The 19059-nt window shown below is 64.5% G+C and carries 13 protein-coding genes; 7 read left to right on the forward strand and 6 right to left on the reverse strand.

All coding sequences use genetic code 11. The annotated features are described in order from the left end of the window. Positions 1-54 precede the first annotated feature (54 nt). Together DRB19_RS15125 and DRB19_RS15130 are read right to left on the reverse strand one after the other, a co-directional pair. A complete protein-coding gene (locus tag DRB19_RS15125) occupies positions 55-3402 on the reverse strand; it encodes an ATP-binding protein (protein ID WP_114186867.1) in 3348 nt (1115 codons plus the stop codon). Between the two features lie 180 nt (positions 3403-3582). Further along, positions 3583-4929 carry an adenylate/guanylate cyclase domain-containing protein gene (locus tag DRB19_RS15130; RefSeq protein WP_114186868.1) on the reverse strand — a complete coding sequence of 449 codons (1347 nt, stop codon included), beginning with the start codon at positions 4927-4929 and terminating at the stop codon, positions 3583-3585. A 277-nt stretch (positions 4930-5206) separates the two neighbouring features. On the opposite strand from DRB19_RS15130, the gene DRB19_RS31505 reads away from it, so the two are divergent. From DRB19_RS31505 to DRB19_RS15150, 5 genes are all read left to right on the forward strand, one after another. Continuing rightward, positions 5207-5338 (forward strand): hypothetical protein, encoded by a 132-nt coding sequence (locus DRB19_RS31505; RefSeq protein ID WP_276330612.1) that lies wholly within the window; start codon positions 5207-5209, stop codon positions 5336-5338. Between the two features lie 96 nt (positions 5339-5434). Next, positions 5435-5773, forward strand: a complete 339-nt coding sequence (locus tag DRB19_RS15135; RefSeq protein ID WP_114186869.1) for a hypothetical protein — start codon at positions 5435-5437, stop codon at positions 5771-5773. Positions 5774-5999: 226 nt separating this feature from the next. Continuing rightward, a complete protein-coding gene (locus DRB19_RS15140) occupies positions 6000-6839 on the forward strand; it encodes a class I SAM-dependent methyltransferase (protein ID WP_162815705.1) in 840 nt (279 codons plus the stop codon). 247 nt (positions 6840-7086) lie between these two features. After that, on the forward strand, positions 7087-10434 hold the full coding sequence (locus DRB19_RS15145; RefSeq protein WP_114186871.1) for an adenylate/guanylate cyclase domain-containing protein: 3348 nt from the start codon (positions 7087-7089) through the stop codon (positions 10432-10434). A gap of 231 nt (positions 10435-10665) precedes the next feature. Beyond that, positions 10666-11469, forward strand: coding sequence for a dienelactone hydrolase family protein (locus DRB19_RS15150; RefSeq protein ID WP_162815706.1), 804 nt, complete (start codon positions 10666-10668; stop codon positions 11467-11469). 327 nt (positions 11470-11796) lie between these two features. On the opposite strand, the gene DRB19_RS15155 is transcribed toward DRB19_RS15150, so the two are convergent. Together DRB19_RS15155 and DRB19_RS15160 are read right to left on the reverse strand one after the other, a co-directional pair. Further along, positions 11797-13038: an adenylate/guanylate cyclase domain-containing protein gene (locus DRB19_RS15155; protein ID WP_114186873.1), complete on the reverse strand. Its 1242-nt coding sequence runs from the start codon at positions 13036-13038 to the stop codon at positions 11797-11799. Between the two features lie 67 nt (positions 13039-13105). Beyond that, positions 13106-13762: a phytochelatin synthase family protein gene (locus DRB19_RS15160; RefSeq protein WP_114186874.1), complete on the reverse strand. Its 657-nt coding sequence runs from the start codon at positions 13760-13762 to the stop codon at positions 13106-13108. Positions 13763-14129: 367 nt separating this feature from the next. On the opposite strand from DRB19_RS15160, the gene DRB19_RS15165 reads away from it, so the two are divergent. Both DRB19_RS15165 and DRB19_RS15170 read left to right on the forward strand, forming a co-directional pair. Beyond that, a complete protein-coding gene (locus tag DRB19_RS15165; protein ID WP_114186875.1) occupies positions 14130-15509 on the forward strand; it encodes a pyridoxal phosphate-dependent decarboxylase family protein in 1380 nt (459 codons plus the stop codon). Between the two features lie 455 nt (positions 15510-15964). After that, positions 15965-16942: an ABC transporter substrate-binding protein gene (locus tag DRB19_RS15170; protein WP_114186876.1), complete on the forward strand. Its 978-nt coding sequence runs from the start codon at positions 15965-15967 to the stop codon at positions 16940-16942. A gap of 81 nt (positions 16943-17023) precedes the next feature. Here DRB19_RS15170 and DRB19_RS15175 read toward each other — a convergent pair whose 3' ends face one another. Beyond that, complete coding sequence (locus tag DRB19_RS15175; protein WP_162815707.1) at positions 17024-17914, reverse strand: GNAT family N-acetyltransferase; 891 nt, start codon at positions 17912-17914, stop codon at positions 17024-17026. Between the two features lie 188 nt (positions 17915-18102). Continuing rightward, positions 18103-18981: an SAM-dependent methyltransferase gene (locus DRB19_RS15180; protein ID WP_114186878.1), complete on the reverse strand. Its 879-nt coding sequence runs from the start codon at positions 18979-18981 to the stop codon at positions 18103-18105. Positions 18982-19059: the final 78 nt, after the last annotated feature.

Genomic DNA, 19059 nt, shown 5'->3' on the forward strand with positions numbered 1-19059 from the left:
GTGCAGACCTCGCGAGGTCCTTTGTTCAAGGGCCACTTATCCGCATGGATCGTTTCACGATACGGTGTTTAGCACACTCCGCGCTTCCTCCACGTCCGACAGCCTCAGGCCATCCTGGAACCCGTGACACACCGGATGCAGGAGCCTCCACGCCCTCTCCCGCTCGCCACCTTGCGCCCACAGCTTGGCGAGATCGGTGGCCGCTCTCAGCTCCAGAAGCCGGGCAGCTTGCCGCTGAGCGGTTGTGACGGCCAGTTGCAGGTTTCTTTCCACCTCATCGATGGGAGCCTTCTCGGCTCGGAGCAGAGCCGCCTGCTGGCGATACAGTTCCGCCAGCATGTATTGCTCACCATACGTCTCACTGTGCTGGCGTGCGGCTGCCAGGTGAGCGCGAGCCTCGTCCAATCGGACCGACAGCAAGTATCCTTGAGCCAAATAGCAGCCAATCCGGCTCGTGTGCAAAACGGCCCCTGTCGCGTGCAGGCGACGGAGTGCATCCTCCAGCAGCGCCAGCCCCTCCTGATGTTCCCCGAGTTGGCACAGGGCCCAGCCGCGGATCTCCTCGGCAAACGCGAGCCATTGCGGCAGGCGGTGCTCGCGCGAGACCTGAAGGGCCTCAGCCCCAAGCCGTTCAGCGACGCCCGCATTGCGGCCGAAGTTGTGAGCATTGCCGGTCGAAACGAGCGACCAGGCCAGCGTGTGAGGGTTGTTGAGCGCACGGGCGCGCATCAACCCTTCTTCGGCAATCCTGGCGGCCTCTTCCGGAAAGCCGAGCAGACTGTGAACCGCCCCGCGGTAGAGGCGGCAGACGATCTGCGGCTGCTCGCCATAGATCTTGAACTCGGCCTCGGGCCGGCTGTCGGCCAGCACGGCTCCTCGTTCGAGCAGTTGGTCGGCCTCGCCCTGCTCGCCGGCGATGAACAGCGTGTATCCCAGGGCCCGGCAGGCAATCGCCAGCCGCACCACGTCCTCGTCCTGGGTTGCCAGGGAGTAGAGCTCGCGGGCCAGGTCGACCGTCCTCGGCACCGGGTGCCGCATGAGGCAGGAATTCCACACCACCCGGTGGGCCGCGAACCGGCCGGGCCAGTCGGCGAGGGTGGCCCCAAGCGCCTTGGCCCGCGAGGCACAGGTTTCCACTAGCGGAGAGCCAAACCCGTGAACTGCAATCAGCGGCACCACCTGGGCCAGCCGCAGATCGGCTTCGAGATGATCCCGTTGTGCAGATGGGGCAAGCTTCTCCAGCAGGTCGAGGGCCCGTTGGAAATGGCCGATGGCCTCGTGGTTGGCAGAACGGGCTGCGCTGCGCGCGCCGGCGCGCCGCCACGCCTCGATCGCCGGTTCGGTCAGTCCGGCCTCGGTGTAGTGCCGGGCCAGCAGCTCAGGCTGGCTTTCCACGAGGGACGGGAAGCGGTCCTGAAGAACCTGCGCAATGCGCCGGTGAGTGAGCTCGCGCCGGCTCTTGAGCAGGGACTGGTAGGCGGCGTCGCGCAGGAGCGCATGCTTGAACGTGTAGGTTGCGGCCGGTGGGGCGCCCTGACCGAAGACCAGTTCGGCGGCCATCAACTGACCGAGCGCATCGCGCAGGTCAGCCTCGGAGACGGGAGCCACGGCGGACAGGAGCTCGTAGCTAAACTCCCGGCCGATGCAGGCAGCGGTCTGGGCCACCTCTTTGACGGGACGGAGCCGGTCGAGACGGGCCATAAGGGAGTCATGCAAGGACGAGGGGATCGCCAGGGCCGGCAAGGGGATGTCGGCCACGTAGGCCGTGTCGGTCTGGCGCAGCAGACCCGACTCCAGCACGGTCCGGGTGAGCTCCTCCAGATAGAGGGGCACGCCGTCCGTCTTAGCGAGCAACTCCCCCATGACCTCATCGGGCACGGCCTTTCCGCCGGCGACGCCGTCGATGATCGCCCTCGCGTCCTGGCTGCGCAGGCGGTTGAGCGTCAGCCAGGTCACATGCTGGTGGCGGCTGAAACTGGGCTGGAAGCTTGGCCGTGCGGTGAGGAGCATGAGCACACGCGCTTGGGTGATCCGGCTCAGGATCAGCTCGATCAGCTCCAGGGTGGTCGGATCAACCCAGTGGGGATCCTCGACCCGCAGCACCACCGGCTGCGCGGCCGCAAGCCTGATGACCTGCTCCACAAGGATGTCCAGTGTTCGCGCGCGGCGCTGCTGGGGGGTGAGGTCGAGCGGTGGATAGTGCGCGGAAGCATCCAGGCCGAGCAGGGCTCCAAGGAGGTGCACAGCCTCAGGGTTGTCGCCCATGGTGGGGCGTAGGAACGCCTCAAGCTTGGCAAGCCGCTGCTCGGTGCTGTCGCCGGCAGACAAGCCTGCGACATGGTTCAGGTGATGAACGACAGGCCAGAGCGGACTGCCCACGTGATAGGGCGAGCATTGGTAGCTCACCACCGTCAGGGGTTCGTCCGCGAGCGCATCCAGGGTTGCCTGGGTAATGCGTGACTTGCCGATGCCAGCCTCGCCGATGAGCAGGACGCACTGGCCTTCTCCCGTCCTGGCCTGGCGCCAGCGGTCGAGGATCGTGGCGAGTTCCGGCTCCCGCCCCACCATCGGCAGCAGTTGCCCGGCCTGATGAGCCTCAAAGCGGCCCTCGACAGCACTCTCCTGGTGAACACGGTAAGCAATGGTTGGGCGCTCGAGACCCTTGAGAGTTTGCGGCCCGAGGTCGTCGAGATCGAAGGTGCCTCCAAGCAGGCGTCGGGTCGTCTCGCTGACGACCACCGATCCGGGTGGCGCAAGGCCTTGCAGCCGTGCCGCAAGGTTTGGCGTCTCGCCCACCACAACACGCTCGCGGGCCTCACCCTGGCCGATGAGGTCGCCCACCACAACCAAGCCGGTCGCAACCCCGATCCGCACACTCAAAGGTGTGCCCCCTGATGATGGCATGCTGGCGACCGCCTCTGCGATGGCCAGCCCGGCCCGCACGGCGCGCTCGGCCTCGTCCTCGTGAGCTTTGGGCCAGCCAAAGTAGGCGAGCACCCCATCGCCCATGAACTTGGCCACATGGCCCTCGAAGCGGGCGATCTCGCCGGTCACGGCATTTTGAAAGGCGCGGATGATCTCATGCATCTCTTCGGGATCGAGGCGCGCGGCGAGCGCCGTCGAGCTGACGAGATCGCAGAACATCACGGTCAGCTGCCGGCGCTCGGCTTCGGGGGGTGCATTTGTCCCCTCCCTAAGCCGATGTACAGCGCTGGGTTGGTTGTCGTGCAGCGCGGCGATGGCCTTGAGCAACTTCTTGCGGTGGCCGAGGAGCACTCCGAGCTTCTCGAGGTCGGCCTCGCCGAGTTCAGGCAAGACCTCAGCGTCGACGGCGTTGGCGCGGAACACCGCCTCGTATTGTTCGAGACCGAGGGATTGAAGCCATGCGCCGATGTCCATCATTGCTCCCTCTTCGCGCGGCAACTTTACCGAAAGCGCCGCCGGATGGCGACCATTGCTGCTCGCATGCAGGGGTGCTGCGTCATCTGCGCCGGGAGGTGAGCGCAACCATCTGTCAGATGCAGTTCGAGGAGATGATGACGCGGAGGGCCCCCTCGCTCGAGCCGAGCCTTGTGCCCTGGACTAAGCATGCGGCCTGTCATGCTCCAGCGCAAACAGCCGCCATTTCGCAGGCACTCCCTTGAGGGTGCGCAGGCCCCGGTCCTGAAACTGCAGGCCCGAACCGGCGACCAGGTCCCTCACCGTGCTTGAGACCAGCACCTCGCCGGGAGCGGCCGCCGCCGCGACCCGGGCTCCGATATGAACAGCGATCCCGCCCACATCCGCCCCACCCGCCATGACCTCGCACTCACCGGTGTGCAGCCCTGATCGAATCTCGATCCCGAGCTGCCGCACCGCATCCCGGACGGCACACGCACAACGGATGGCTCGCGCCGGCCCATCAAACGTCGCCAGGATACCGTCGCCCACCGTGTTAATCTCCCGGCCGTTGAACCGACCGAGTTCCTGCCGCACCAGGCGATAGTAGCTCTCCAACTGGTCACGCCAGCGGCGGTCACCGAGAGTGGCTGCCCTCTCGGTGGAGCCGACCATGTCAACGAACAGAACTGTGGCGAGCACCCGGTCCGGCTCAGGAACGTGACGCACACCCGTGAGAAACTCCTGGATCTCAGTGATGATGGCGTCGGCATCGCCGACCCAAGGAAGGTGGTCCCGACCGGCCAGCTCCACATATTTCGCCCCGGGGATCTGTTGCGCCATGTGGCGCCCCGCAGCCACAGGGACGTTCACGTCGTCGCGGCGATGCAGGACCAAGGTGGGGACATGCACCGCGGGTAGCACGGGTGTGACATCGATCTCGCTGTTCATCCGTATCAGCGCCATCGCAGCCCCGGGACTGGCGCTCAGGCGCTCGAAGCGGCCCCACCAGTTCCGGAACTGCTCGTCGTCCACCATGCTCGGGGCAAAGCGGATTAAGCTCAGGCCGGTGCCCCAGGACGCATCCATGAATTGGAGCATGAATTCGAGCTCCTGCGGCGTCGCCACCAAGGAGCTGAACTCCGCAAAGCTGCCGTAGAGCACCAAGGCGGCGGTCCGTTCCGGATAAGTGGCGGCGAACAGCACGCTCATCGGACCACCTTCGGACACGCCGATGATAGCCGCCCGCTCGGACCCTGCGGCGTCGAGGACGGCCCGTACATCGTCCATCCGCTGCTCGAGGGTGGGCACCTGTGGCACCCGGTCCGAGAGCCCGGAGCCGCGCTTGTCGAATAGGATCAGGCGGGAAAAGGAGGCTAGGCGGCCTAACAAGCGGGCGCAGGCGGGCTCCTCCCAGAACCATTCGACGTGGGAGATGAAGCCCGGGACGACCACCAAGTCGAGCGGGCCCGTCCCGACAATCTGGTAGGCGATATGAACATCGCCGCTCTTGGCGTAACGCGTCTCCGGCAGAGTGCGCGAGCGTTCCATCGGGCTTCCTTCCGGCGGGGCCGTGCCGGCGCTAAACCTTAATCAAGATGCACCTTCCGGCGACGCGCGTCCAAGGCAATCAGTCTTGTTCAGCCTGGACCAGAGCCGGCCCGGCGTATGCGCCGAAAGCGCCTCGTTCACGGAGAACGTCTTGGCGAGGTCATCGCCAAGGCCGAAAGAGGATCATCGGTAGTGAGATCCGCGCCGCAGCAGGTGTGGTATCCTTGATCAGCGCGTCAGCCGCTGAAAGGATCCTGAGGCGTTGGAGGACAAGGCCATGGCACACCGCGAACAGCATGGGAACCGCGAAGCCAAAAAGCCCAAGAAGACCAAGCCGAGTTCGGACACCCAGCCCGGGACGTGGGCCGTCAGCGAGGTGATCGAGGCGAAAGCCACGGCGAAGCATTAGCCTCAGCATTCGCCACTGACGTGGCTGGGAGCGGAACGGCCGCAGGGAAGCCTGCGTTGACTTGCAGGGCTTAACTTAGGTTAAGGGAGGCCGATCATGCGCCTCAGTCCCAGAGAGCTCCTGATCGTTGGCGTTGCCATGGCCAGCCTAGTGATCGGCCTGAGCTCGAAGGCCCAGGCCCAGGGCCAGCCTCAGACCTCCGAGACCCTCAAGTCCGAGAGCACCGGTCCCCAAGATCCGCGCTCCACCGGCCCGGTGGGCCGCTCGAAGGAGCCGCTGAGCGACAAGCTCGACCGTACAGACGGTGTGATCCGCCCGCCGGCCGACATCGCGCCAGAGATGTCCGTCCGCCCGCCGGTTCCGAACCCCGGCACGACGCGGGTCATCCCGCCCCCGGGTTCCCCAAGCGGCGACCAGACTGTTGAGCCGAAGTGAGAATCAGTCGCCAGACCGACGATACCCGTAGCTTCCAACACTGCCCTGCTTGGCCACATCATTGAATTCGCCCATGAGGTCATTGGAGCGTGCTCGTCCTGAGCGGGCGCGGCGTCGGAGATCGTGGTATGGGCGAACGAGATCCGGAAGCGCCGGCGCAACCGTACCGTCGCGTGTGTCCATGGAAGCGGCTATATTCCGGCCTTGTGAGCTGGGGAGTTGTCCCATGAGTGATGCGAGGATGACGTCGACAGGCCATGCGGTGAGCGACGCACCATGGCTGGACCTCCACTTCCAGATAGCCCGGGCCGAGTACGAGGAGGCGCTCCGCTTCGTCGGCATCGAACCCGGCTGGAACGTGCTCGATGCGGGCTGCGGCTCGGGCGGGTACATCCCCCTCCTGTGCGAGCTCGTCGGCCCCGCAGGTCAGGTTGCCGCGCTCGATCTGGCGCCCGAGAACGTCACCCAAGTCGAGCGCATCATCCAGGATGGACACTGTGCGGCCCCCGTGAACCTTCGCGTCGGCAGCGTGCTGGACCTACCCTTCGCGGACGCCACGTTCGACTGCGTGTGGTGCGCCAATGTCGCCCAGTACCTGACGGACGTGGAATTCACCCGCGTCATGGGCGAGTTTCGCCGTGTGACCAAGCCCGGCGGCATCGTCGCTGTGAAGGACTCTGATGGGACGCTCCTGCAATTGCTGCCACTGGATCCGGCGATCTGGGCCCGTCACGTTGCGGTACGCCGGGCCAAGGCGGCCGAGACCGGAGTGCTGGGCGCCTGGTGCGGATCCTCGCTGGCCCGGTTCTTCCGCCAAGCGGGGCTGATCGATATCGTCCGCAAGGGTTGGTTGGTGGAACGCTGGGCCCCGGTGCCGGCCTATGCGCGCCAGTTCCACACCATGGGCCTGCGCTATCATGCCAAGCTCGCGGCGGAGAACGGCCTCTCCCGATCGGACTGCGAAGCGCTGGCTGCGGCAGCGGAGGATCCGGACCACCTGTTCGATGACCCTGACTTCTGCTTCCGCGAGTACTTTGTCGTCACCTTGGGACGTGTACCGGCCTAACCGAGGGCTTTCCCGGTGATGGACAAACACGATTGGGTGATTGGCCGCTCTGGATTAATCCAGGGAGGCTTCCGTTCCCTGCAGATTTCCGCCTGGCCCAGAAGCTGGCGAAGGAACCACGTTACCTTCGGGCCACACGTTGCCATTTGCCCGGAGTCGGTTCGTGACGTTTGTTCGCGCCCTCCCCGCCGTTATACGGTAGGTTGAAGAGCCTGGCATTGCGATCACCATCAAGCCGGGAGGGCTCATGGACGTTGGCACGTGGCTGCGCGATCTGGGGCTGGGACAGTACGAGCAAGCGTTCCGCGAGAACGACATCGATGGCGACGTCCTGGCCGACCTCACCGCCGATGACCTGAGCGGGCTCGGTGTCGTCTCGATCGGCCACCGCCGCAAGCTGCTCGCCGCCATCGCCGCCCTGCGCGCGGGCCCGCCTCCAGGGCCTGTCCCTTCCACGCAAGCATGGACCGCGCCCGCCGGGACAGCCCTGCCGCTTCCGGAGGCCGAGCGACGGCAACTCACGGTGATGTTCGTCGATCTCGTCGGCTCGACGGCGCTCGCGGCACGCCTGGACCCCGAAGACATGCGTGAGGTGATCGGGACCTATCACCGCAGCATTGCGGAGACGGTTGGCCGCTTCGGTGGTTTTGTCGCCAAGTACATGGGCGACGGGGTCCTGGTCTATTTCGGCTGGCCCCACGCGGACGAGGCCGATGCCGAGCGCGCCGTGCGCGCTGCCCTGACCACACTGGACGTGATCGGCCAGATCGCGCCCGCTGGTGAACGGCTAGCCGCGCGCATCGGCATCGCCAGTGGCCTCGCCGTCGTGGGCGACCTGCTGGGCGCCGGTGCCGCACGGGAGCAGACCGTGATCGGCGAGACCCCGAACCTTGCCGCACGGCTGCAATCACTTGCTGATCCCGGCTGCGCGGTCATCGACGCCGAAACCCGCCAGCGCATCGGCGGCCTGTTCGAGTGCCGCGAGCTTGGCGCGGTTCACCTCAAGGGCCTGCCCGGGCCGGTCTGCGCCTGGCAGGTGCTGAGCGAGGCCATGGTTCAGAGCCGCTTCGAGGCCATGCATAAGGCCGCCCTCACGCCGCTCGTCGGGCGCGACGACGAGCTCGAGCTGCTGCTGCGCCGCTGGCGGCAGGCGAAGGAGGGCGAAGGGCAGGTGGTGCTCACCTCCGGCGAGCCCGGCATCGGCAAGTCGCGCCTGATCGCTGCGCTCGAGGAGCGCGTGGCCCTAGAGGCGCATCTCAAACTCAAGTACTTCTGCTCGCCGCATCACCGAGACAGCGCTCTCCAGCCGATCATCGCGCGCTGGCGGAACGAGGTTGGTTTCGTCGACGGCGAGGCTGCGGATGCACGGCTCGACAAGCTGGAAACCCTGCTGCGCCCACTTGGCGCCGCCCCGGACGAGCTGGCACTCATCGCCGAGATGCTCGGTGTGCCAGGGGGAGAGCGGTATCCGCCGCCGGCTCTCAGCCCGGAGCAGAAAAAGGAGCAGACCGTCGGAGCCTTGCTGCGAATTCTCGAAGAACGGGCCCACCGGTCCCCCGTGCTGATGCTGTTCGAGGACGTGCATTGGGCCGATCCAAGCTCGCTCGAGCTGTTGGACAGGTTGATCCTGCGCTTGGCCTCGCTGCCGGCGCTGGTGGTCATCTCGTTCCGGCCAGAGTTTCAAGCGCCCTGGGTTGGTCAGGCGGGTGTGACCCTGATGGCGCTGAGCCGTCTCAGCCCGCGTCAGGCCGCGGCGCTCGCCTCCCAGGTGGTCGTGGGCCAGGCGCTGCCGGCCGGGATGCTGGAACGGATTGTGGCGCAAACCGACGGTGTGCCCCTGTTCATCGAGGAGTTGACCAAGGCCGTGCTGGAGGGCGCCGGCCAGCCCGACGCTGCTGTCGCAGCGCTTCCGATCCCGAGCACTTTGCAGGCTTCGCTGACGGCTCGGCTGGATCGGCTGCCGGTCGCGAAGCAGGTGGCGCAGATCGGCGCCATGATCGGCCGCGAGTTCAGCCATGAACTGTTGGCCGCCGTGGCCGGACTGCCCGAGGCAGCCTTGACGCAGGGACTGGACGAGCTCGTCAATGCCGGTCTCGCGTTCCGTCGCGGCACGCCGCCCGAAGCGACCTACACGTTCAAGCACGCACTCGTACAGGACGCCGCCTACGTGAGCCTATTGCGGGGCACACGACAGAAGCTGCACGCCCGGATCGCCCAGGTGCTGGAAGAGCGCTGGCCGGACGTGGTCGAAACCCAGCCTGAGCTGCTTGCCCATCACTTCACCCAGGCGGGACTGACCGAGCGGGCTGCGGAGTACTGGCAGCGGGCTGGGGAACGCACCTTCCGGCAGTCGGCCGTTGCAGAAGCCATCGGCCATCTCACCAGGTGCATTGCCCTCGTGCGGACCTTTCCCGAAACCCGCGCGCGAGCCGAACGCGAGCTGCATCTCCAGACGATGCTCGGTCAGGCGTACATCGCCCGACACGGCCACGGGGCACCTGAAACCGCCGCCGCTTTCGCACGGGCGCAGGATTTGGTCGAGGCCGTGGGGGAGGTGTCGCAGCAGTTTCCGGTGCTGTATGGGTTCTGGGCTGTCCAATTCGTCCGCATGGCGCTTCCCGAGCAGCAGAAGCTGGCCGGGCAAACTCTCGCCCTGGCCGCGCAGCATCCTGACCCGGAGCGATTGTGCCTGGCGCACCGAATGTGCGGTGCGACCGATGAGGCCGGAGGTGAGCTGCTCCCCGCCCGCGCACACCTTGAGCAGGCCGTTGCGCTGTACGAGCCGGAACGGCACGGTTCGACGGCCTTTGTCTTCGGCCAGGACCTTGGTGTGTCGGCGCTTGCCCATCTGACCTGGGTGCTGTGGCTGCTGGGCTATCCGGATCAGGCATCCCACCGCCAAGCCGAGGGGTTGGCCCTGGCGTATCGGGTTGGCCATAAGAACACGCTCGGGTTTGCGCTGATGTACAGCGCGATGGTGGGTGCTTTTGGCCGCGATGCCAGATCAGCCGCGGAGCACGCGGCGACGTTGCTGGAGCTCGCCCGGGAGCACAAGCTGGATCTGTGGGCCGCCAGCGCGACGGTTGTCCAGGGCTGGGCCTTGGCTCGCCAGGGCCAGGGAACCGACGGGATCGCCATGATCCACCACGGGCTCGCGGATTGGAACGCTAGCGGTGCCGAGTGGATGCGACCGTTCTTCCTGGGCTTGCTGGCTGAAGCGTGCGCCCTCTCCGGGGACATACAACGGGGGCTCGGTGGCTTGGACGAGGCTCTGGCAGCGGTTGAGCGAACGGGGGAGCGCTGGCCTGAGGCCGAACTGCATCGCTTGCGCGGACAGCTTTTGGCCGCCCTGCCGGACGGCGGAAGACCAGACGAGGCGAGCGCCGCGTTTGAGCGCGCGATCGAAATCGCCCGACATCAATCGGCGAAGTCCTGGGAGCTCCGGGCCGCCGCCAGCCTCGCCAAACACTGGCGCGATCAGGGCAAACCTGCCGACGCTCGCAACCTGCTCGTGCCCGTGTCTGCGTGGTTCACCGAGGGCTGTGAGACACCGGATGTCGACGAGGCCAAGGCACTGCTCGACACCCTGATGTGACTCAAGCCGGCTCGATGTCGCCGGGAATGGAAGCAACCCGATCTGATGCCCGCATCGGTCAAACCAAGACAATGGCCCTGCCCTCCAGGAACGTCTGCTTTGGCAGCGGCACGAGCAGACCAAAGCTCTACGTCTGATAGGTGCAGCAAGTGGGAGTCGAGTTCCTCCCAGGGCCCTTCGTCGACAGGCAATCCCGTGCTACCTTCAACCCGCTGGATGGGAGGAGACGAAATGCGGGTGCACGTCCTCGCACTTGCTCTCCTGGTTCATGGCGGGGCCGAGGCGGCATCCCGTCGAACCTTCGTCAGCTTCGATGCTCCGGATATCCGGCCGTCGTTCAGCTTCGACAAGGCCTATGAGACAGGGCCGATGCTGAACTTGACCGGCGTGCTCACGGTGCCCGAAGCACGGGGACGAGTGGCTGCCATCGTTCATCTCCATGGCTGTTCCGGTGCCGTGCGATCCCTGGACGAGTTCTGGACGGCACGCTTCGTCGAATGGGGCTATGCCGTCTTGCGCCTCGACAGCCTTTCACCGCGGAGCCTCATGAACGTATGCGTCTCCGATGCGGTGTCACCCTACGGCCGCGCAGCCGACGCTTATGCGGCAAAGGCCTGGCTTGGTCGCCAGCCGGAGATTGATGCGGACCGCATTGCGGTGGCCGGCTGGTCGCACGGCGGATCGACCGTCCTGAAGGCGCTGGGATTTCCGCCAGGCGACTTCGGGGCCGATCCGACCACCGAGCCATTCCGAGGCGGGATCGCGTTCTACCCATGGTGCGAAAGGCCGAATGCCATCCTCGCCCCGCTTCTAATCCTTGCAGGCGAAGCGGACACCTGGACGCCTGCCGAATCCTGTCGCGACTTGCGCGGGATGGAGAAGGTGCGCGTTGAGTCCTATCCGAACGCCACACACGGATTCGACGTGCCTGGTGTCGATCTCATCATGCTGGGCCACAGGATCAGGTACCAACCCGAGGCGGCGGCCGCCGCGACTCAGGCCGTCCGCACCTTCCTGGCAGAGATCATGCGCTAATCTCCTCCCACCCGCTGAGCGCTGTATCACGGGCGCCTGGAGCAGATGAGTTCACACGTCGAACGATGTTGTCGAGCGCGTGCGCAGCCTCCCCGCTCGCCGCGGAAGCGCAACAGCCCAATACGATCTGAGGCGACGGACCGTTTAGCGTCAAACCAGTAAACCCTTACCCTTAGGAACGTACGGTGTTCTGGTCCTAAGCGGACATCCGGTCTACATCCGGGATGTGCCAAAGACGACATATCAGCTCGGCCTACACCTCTCCCTCAATACTGCTTCGCGTTGGTGGAATAGAAGCGATATTGATGTTTGGAAGAGCCCGCCAGCTCATGACTCGAGTTCCCGGAAACAGCCGTCCTCCGCGGCCTCGTGCCGGTCGATGAGAAACCATGTCGGCATGCGGCCCTTACCCTTGACATCGATAGTGCCCCGAGGCTCCCAAATGAACTGTCCCGCCAGTCGCTCGTAAACCTCCTGGGATGCCTGAATCTGGCCTGAAACTCCTGTGGACTCCATGCGGGACGCCATGTTCACGGCGTCGCCCCAAACGTCATAGAAGAACTTGTGCGTTCCAACAACGCCAGCAACCACAGGGCCGCAGGCCATCCCAATCCTGATAGCAACAGGATCTCCGTTCTGAGCAGCAATACTCGCAGCCACCTCGCGCATCTCAAGCGCGAACGCTGCCAAGGCTTCAAGGTGGTCCGACCGGACTAGCGGGATGCCACTGACGACCATATAGCCGTCGCCTGTGGTCTTGATCTTCTCCAGCCCATGCTGCTCCACAAGCTGATCGAAGGCCGTGAACGCCTCATTGAGGAATCGGATCACCTCCATGGGAGGCATACCGCTTGCCCGCGCCGTGAATCCTGCCATGTCGGCAAAGAGAATAGACGCATCGTCGAACCCATCAGCGATGATGCCTGGCGAGATCTTGAGCCGCTCGGCGACAGGGACCGGCATGATGTTGGCGAGCAGGGTTTCGGACCGCCGGTACTCCCTCTGCGCCAAGGCTTCCGCCCGGCTCGTCTCCCTGACAGCGTAGAAGACGATGGCCAGGAGAATCGCCGAGGTCCCGATGATGCAGGCGAGGAAATTGCCGAGCATGAACGATGGGCTGAGAAGACCCGTATCGGCCGGGGCCAAGAGCTCTAAGGCAATGAACAGCACGATGCCCACGCTGCCGAAGAGCGCGATCAAACCGATCCTTTCCGGACCGAATACGAGCACTGCTCCCGCCGCGATGGCGAGGTACTGGACCTGCATTCCGCTATCCGTTCCCAGCATGAAGCAGATGACGAAGATGGCTGTGTAACTGATCAGGCCATAGGCTAGCGCACCCGCGGTCTCCCCGAAGCGATGCATCAAGGGGACAGCCGCGAGAAGCAGCCCAACGACGATGTTGATCATGGCAAGCGGCCAGAGCCTACGATCCAGAAGATCGGAGAGGGCAAAGCCAAAGGCCAGAAGAACGCCACACCAGGTCGTTGCGTTAAGGACTTTGAGGCGTCGCGCCACATGCGCTGGGTACCGCTGGGTTCCATAGTCCAGGCTCGCAGGCCATTGCATGTCCCCCTCCCGAAAGGTCTCGCTGGAGATAGTAACGGTGCGGGCTGGTAGAGCCCTTAATCCCACTTCACTCAATCCGCAGAAGACCGCGCTTCGTCCGGCCGTCGAACGTATCGAGGGCGGTGAAGAGGCGCGACCGCTCGACCAGCCAGGGGCGGTAGTTCTCGTTGACGTCCAGCACGAAGACGAGATCCTCGTCCTCTAGGTACCCTCCGACGGGCGAGATGTGGCCGACCCCGGCTCCGAAGATCGCTTTGCGGCTGAAGTTGACCACGTAACGCCGCTCCGGGTTGTTCGTGTCCCGCAGGATCTCTCGGAAGGCCTCCGGCGTTAGATCCCGCAGGACCGTGACCCTCCGGCTGGTATGGCTCCTCGCGAGCTCTGCTGCCTGATCCAAGGTGATACCGACGGGGCAGATATGGAACCAGCACGATCCTGCATTCTTGAGGATCTCGCCCTCGGTGTCAGCCTTCTCCTCCCCGAGCGACCGGAAGACGTTGGCCAAGCTCGCCGGGCCGCAGACCGAGCCGTTCGACTGCCATTCGAGGTGGTTCCCGAAGGTTGCCGCAACAGGCAGACGCCAGGCGCGATCCAGAAGCTCGTTGGTGCGGGTCACAGAAGTCCGAATGACCTCGGGTTGCACCTTGGATTGATCGACATAGGCTGTAGCCGCGCCGATCAGGCCAAGGGCGATCACGAGTGAGACGGCAATCTTGCGCTTCATGGCCAGGCTCCCCCAAGGAGGCATCCTGACCCGATTGTACGTCAGTTTCGGGACGAAGCGACAGCTGATGCGGTTTGAGTTAGAAGCAGGTGAAGCCCGCAGATCGGACTGGGCCAAGGCAGGAGCCCAAGCCTCCTGAAGGGATGCTGCGGGTCAATCTTTCACGTTCCGACCGCTCAACAAACGTCGGCTCTTAAGTGCCCAAACGGACTGAGTCATCACCAAAGCAAACTCCCCAACCGGCAACCGAGATTGTGTCGCTCAGACGGAAAGCTGCGCGTTGGCCTGTTGCTCCCGTCTCCTGGGTTGTTGAAGATCAAGGAGAAGAATAAGCTGTGGCATAGCAGAACTCCTCTGGGGTGATGGCATGCGCGAGCTGGATATCCCCGATCAGGAGCTGTCCGCACTGGCGGACGAGACCTTGAATCTCGCCAAGAACTACTGGTCCCGTCTGGACGAACGTGCGGCCTACCCCGCCACAAGCGGCGAGGAGACCGCGCGGCTCTTCTCGCGAGCATGGGCCGAGACAGGACGCGGCCGGGGGATCCTTGCTGACTTCCAACAGATCGCCGACCACTCGCGTCCGTCCGGCGCCCGGTTCTTCGGTTACGTGGTCGGCTCTGGCGAACCGGTCGGGGCGCTCGGCGAGTGGCTGGCGGCGGTTCTCAACCAGAACGTCACCTCCTGGCGATCGGCGCCGGCGGCCACAACGATCGAGCGCACCGTCGTCGGCTGGCTGGCGGATGCGGTCGGGTGCCCCGGCTTCATCGGCAGCCTGTGCGGGGGTGGTTCGGCAGCCAATCTCATGGCCCTGACAATGGCGCGGGAGGCGAAGCTCCCTGCCAACGAAACAGGTGCCAGCCCATGCATGATGTACGCCTCCGAGCAGGCGCACATGTCCATCCCCAAGGCCATCGCGCTGTTGGGCATCGGCCGGCAGAATCTTCGGCTGATCCCCGTCGACGAAGGCTTCCGGATGCGGACGGACGCGCTCAAGGCTGCCATTGCCGAGGACCACAGGGCAGGCCGTACCCCCATCGCCATCGTGGCCACACTCGGCACGGTGGCGACCGGCGCGATCGACCCCCTCCGTGAGATTGCGGACGTCGCCCGGATGGAGGCCCTGTGGCTGCATGTCGACGGCGCCTACGGGGCTCTAGCGGCCCTGGCCGTGCCAGACCAATTCCAAGGCTTGGCATCGGCGGATTCGCTGTCGCTCGATGCCCACAAGTGGCTGTACCAGCCCATCGATTGCGGCTGCCTGCTCCACCGCGATGCAGCGATTGCGCGTGAGGCTTTCTCGAACAGCGGGGACTACGTCAGGATCCTCAACCAAAATCCCGAGGAGGCGTTTGCCTTCTTCGAGGAATCGATGGAACTCTCCCGACGATTCCGTGCCTTGAAGCTCTGGATGTCGCTCCAGTATCACGGGCGCCGAACGTTTCGTGAAGCCATCGCGCGCGATCTCCGTCATGCCCAGATGCTGGCGGAGGCCATCGCGGCGCAGCCGGAGCTGGAACTGCTGGCGCCCGTCACCCTCAGCGTGGTTTGCTTCCGCCACCGTACGAAGGACAACGAGGCGATCTTGCGGCGCTTGGTTGCCCGAGGCCGGGTGTATCTGTCGAATGCAACGCTCAAGGGCCAATTCGCGCTGCGGGCGTGTTTCGTGAATCACCGGACGACAGCGGAGGACGTACGCACCATCGTGGATGAAGTCATCGCCGCCGCCACTGAGCTCAATCGATGATCCGCCGGCTGTGGACGCCAGTGGTATCATGACGGCGACGTTGCTCCATATACAGCCGGGATCAGTGGGCTGCGAGGTTCAACTCCAAGGTCCACTTGGGGTCTTGGTTGTGTAAAAACGCTGACGTGTTGCTCGGTGAAGCAAATTTGTGTCTTGTGAGGCTGAACCGACCGGAGATTTCTCGGTGTACGGGGCTGAAATTGTACAGATAGCTCGTCGAGATCGGACCTGTTCGCGTTTTTACACAGGCTGGGTCAGGAACCGCGATTCCCTGCGCTTTCGGAACGTCCGGTTCAATGTGAATTGCTGCCTTCGAGCTTAGGTCTCAGGCGTGCCAGGAGCTGACCTTCCTGGTTTTGGTTCATGTCGCGGAAGGCTGTTCTATGGAACCCGCGTCAACACACCTGCACAGCCTGTGCTATACTGTTTTCTGTTGGTGAACCTGAAGGTGGCTGATGCGACGGCGGGAGTTCGTCATCGGTCTTGGCTGCGTGGCCGTCGCATGGCCGCTCAGAACGCGCGCGCAGCAAGGGGGAAAGATCTATCGCATCGGCATTCTCGAAGCGATACCCGCAGACAGGAACGCCGCCAATCTTAACGGCCTCCGCAAGGGGTTGCTGGATCTCGGCTACGTCGAAGGCCGCAATTTGATCATTGAATACCGCTCGGCCGATGGTCGGGCGGAGCGGTTTCCCGACCTCGCGGCCGAACTGGTGCGTCTCAAGGTTGACTTGTTCGTGACGAGGGGGACGCCTGCCACCAAGGCGGTCGAAAACGCGACCGGAACAATCCCGGTCGTTATGGCGACGATGGGCGGCCCGGGCGCCATCGTGGCAAGCTTCGCGCGCCCTGGAGGCCACATCACGGGGGTGATCACCTTCAGCACCGAACTGACGGCAAAACGAGTCGAGATCCTCAAAGAGCTGGTTCCGAGTCTCGCCCGCGTCGCCTTGCTTCACAACATGGGCAATCCGGCGGTCCCACCCGAATGGGACGAGACCAAAGCGGCGGCGCGCGCGCTGGGTCTCGAGGCAGACCTTCTCGACGTGCGCAGCAAGGACGACTTAAGCCGCGCGTTTGAACAGACACTCCGTCAACACATCGGCGGGTTGGTCGTTGGGGCAGATGGCCTCACGCAACTGCATCAACAAATGGTCATTGACTTTGTCGACCGTCATCGGCTGCCGGCAATCTATCCAGCCCGCGAGTACGTCGGGGCTGGAGGATTGATCGCCTACGGGGTGAACTATCCTGACCTTTATTTCCGCTTGGCAACCTTCATCGAAAAGATCCTCAAGGGCGCCAAACCTGGGGAGCTTCCGGTGGAACAGCCGACCAAATTCGAGCTCGTGATCAACCTGAAGACTGCCAGGGCACTCGGCCTCGACATTGTCCCTTCGCTCCTGGCCCGCGCCGACGAGGTGATGGAGTAGAGATCTCGCGCGGGAAATCCGCCACGTCCCGCCGCACATTTCGGATAAGGCCGTTTATGGAACGGCTAGATTGCGCGTTGCTCACCCAGTGGTATCAGTCGCATAGGTAATCGTGCTGTAGTCACCAACCCGCTGAAATCCAAGAGCCTCGTAGCAGCGTCGCGCCGCAGGGCTCTCAGTGAACAACACCGCGCGCGTTACGCCCTCTTGCTCCGCGATTTGGAGGGCACCTGCCACGACCCTTCGGGCATACCCGCGCCCACGCCACTCTGGCGGGGTCCATACGCCTCCGATCTGAACAATGTCAGAGACCCGTACCATGTGGGTGCAGAGCGACACAGGGTGGGTGCAGAGCGACACAGGTATGTCCCCTACCTCCAAAAGGAAGGCTTCCTTGCGCGCAACGTGTCCCTCAATCATCTGGGCTGCAAGCGACCGGGTCGTATCCGTATCAGGGAGCCCAGTACTCTCCAGTTCATAGCTGAAGCGCCACTCCCGGAGCAGAGCAAGATCCTCGCTCTTGGCCCGACGGCAGGAGGTGGAGCTTGAGCCAAGGGGACCAGGGGCTATCAGGTCGGAGAGGTTGAGCACGAACATGCCCACTCGGGATTGCCTTTGGATGGCCTGCTCCTCTAAACCTAACCCAGCATGAGCCGTCTCCACCTGTGACAACGACCCCAGGATTTTAAGCAAAGGCCGGCCTGTGGCCTCGATCGCCACCCGCGCCAGCTCGGCAGAGCTCCCGGGCGCTTGCAGGAACACGACGTTGTGCCAGCTGTGCATCGCGACGCCCACGATGTGACCGTCCGAAAGGGCAATCGCATAGGTGCCCTGAAGGGGCTTTCCCTCATCAACGAGGCCGCCACGAGTAAGAAAAGAGCGCAGATGCAGGGAGCTATCAGCATGCTGAGCCAGGAATGCGTCGAGCAGGCTCTCGTCACCAGGATGGGCAAGGCGAACCGTGTTGGCCATCCGCAGCATCCTCCAAGGCCTGTCTGAGCTGTTCACAGATCCTGTGGCTTGGCTTGAGCATAGGCCTCGCGCAGGACCGATACAATCCGCCCGCGTAGTTCGCAGAAACATCTCTATGGAACGGGCCGTGCTTCATCAGCTGGCGAATTGACTCTGAGCTGACAAAGGCGGCTCAGCTGTCGATCGGGTCAGAGCTGCGCAAGGGTCAGTGCGACTGGTGTCGTTGGCAGGTGTTCGACTGCGCTGAACCCTGCTTGGTGCAGCGCCTCCTCAAGCGCGGTGTCGGTCCACGGACGGCCGCCGCTGAGCACCGTGCGCAACCCACTGAGCGCTGCCGGCAGATGCTCTGCAGGGGCGGCGTAGCGCGCGAGCGCCAGCCAACCCCCAGGCACCAAGGCCGCGCGAATGCGCTCAAGCGCCGCCACCGCAACAGGCTCAGGCAAGAAGGGCAAGGGCAGCCAAGCCAGGGTGAAGACCTCCACATCTTCCAGCACGGTGACATCCTGCCAACGGAGCTCCACCCGCGCCTCGAGACCGACCCCGGTGACGTTCTTCCGGGCCAGCGCCAGCGCAGGCTCGTGAATGTCGATGCCGACGACGCGAAGCGCCGGCCAGACCCGTGCCGCTTCGATCGCCAGCCAGGCTGCGCCCGTTCCCACGTCAAGGAAGGCTCCGCCCTCACGCCGCAATGCCGCCCTCAGCTCGGGCCGATCGGCGGACGCCGCCTCCAAGTCGTGCACGATCTTGCGCGAGGCCCGGCCGATGGCGTCGATCAACACCGGATCCTGGTGCCGCCACCCTGGTGGCTGGGCTGGGTCGGCAAAGAGTGCCGCGGCCTCGCTCAAGGCGTAGCCAATCGCAGCCAGCATCGCCTCCTGCTGGGCGGGCCCAAGCCCGTCCGGGAGCGCAGGATGCATCGCCCGCGCCGCCTCCTGAAGCCGCGGGCGGAGCATCGGGTCGCCCTCGCGGTGCTCCTGCCGGAGCCGGAGTTCTGCGCCAAGCGCGGCAATCGCCTGGACGGAGAGAAGATGCCGCCGGATCTCGGTGATTGGATCATCCTGGCTCACGTTGCGCGTCCTCCACCAAAATCTGATGCAGGATCGGTCATCCGATGCCCGGCCGCAAATCAACTTACACGAAAGGGC

The sequence above is a fragment of the Microvirga aerophila genome (assembly GCF_003332305.1).
Classification (GTDB): Bacteria; Pseudomonadota; Alphaproteobacteria; order Rhizobiales; family Beijerinckiaceae; genus Microvirga; species Microvirga aerophila.

Bases quoted from the DNA above. Each gene is read 5' to 3' on its own strand.
- DRB19_RS15125 (WP_114186867.1), bottom strand. From the start codon at position 3,402: ATGATGGACATCGGCGCATGGCTTCAATCCCTCGGTCTCGAACAATAC.
- DRB19_RS15130 (WP_114186868.1), bottom strand. From the start codon at position 4,929: ATGGAACGCTCGCGCACTCTGCCGGAGACGCGTTACGCCAAGAGCGGC.
- DRB19_RS15175 (WP_162815707.1), bottom strand. From the start codon at position 17,914: ATGGCCAACACGGTTCGCCTTGCCCATCCTGGTGACGAGAGCCTGCTC.
- DRB19_RS15170 (WP_114186876.1), top strand. From the start codon at position 15,965: ATGCGACGGCGGGAGTTCGTCATCGGTCTTGGCTGCGTGGCCGTCGCA.
- DRB19_RS15135 (WP_114186869.1), top strand. From the start codon at position 5,435: ATGCGCCTCAGTCCCAGAGAGCTCCTGATCGTTGGCGTTGCCATGGCC.
- DRB19_RS15155 (WP_114186873.1), bottom strand. From the start codon at position 13,038: ATGCAATGGCCTGCGAGCCTGGACTATGGAACCCAGCGGTACCCAGCG.
- DRB19_RS31505 (WP_276330612.1), top strand. From the start codon at position 5,207: ATGGCACACCGCGAACAGCATGGGAACCGCGAAGCCAAAAAGCCCAAG.
- DRB19_RS15160 (WP_114186874.1), bottom strand. From the start codon at position 13,762: ATGAAGCGCAAGATTGCCGTCTCACTCGTGATCGCCCTTGGCCTGATC.
- DRB19_RS15140 (WP_162815705.1), top strand. From the start codon at position 6,000: ATGAGTGATGCGAGGATGACGTCGACAGGCCATGCGGTGAGCGACGCA.
- DRB19_RS15165 (WP_114186875.1), top strand. From the start codon at position 14,130: ATGCGCGAGCTGGATATCCCCGATCAGGAGCTGTCCGCACTGGCGGAC.
- DRB19_RS15145 (WP_114186871.1), top strand. From the start codon at position 7,087: ATGGACGTTGGCACGTGGCTGCGCGATCTGGGGCTGGGACAGTACGAG.
- DRB19_RS15150 (WP_162815706.1), top strand. From the start codon at position 10,666: ATGCGGGTGCACGTCCTCGCACTTGCTCTCCTGGTTCATGGCGGGGCC.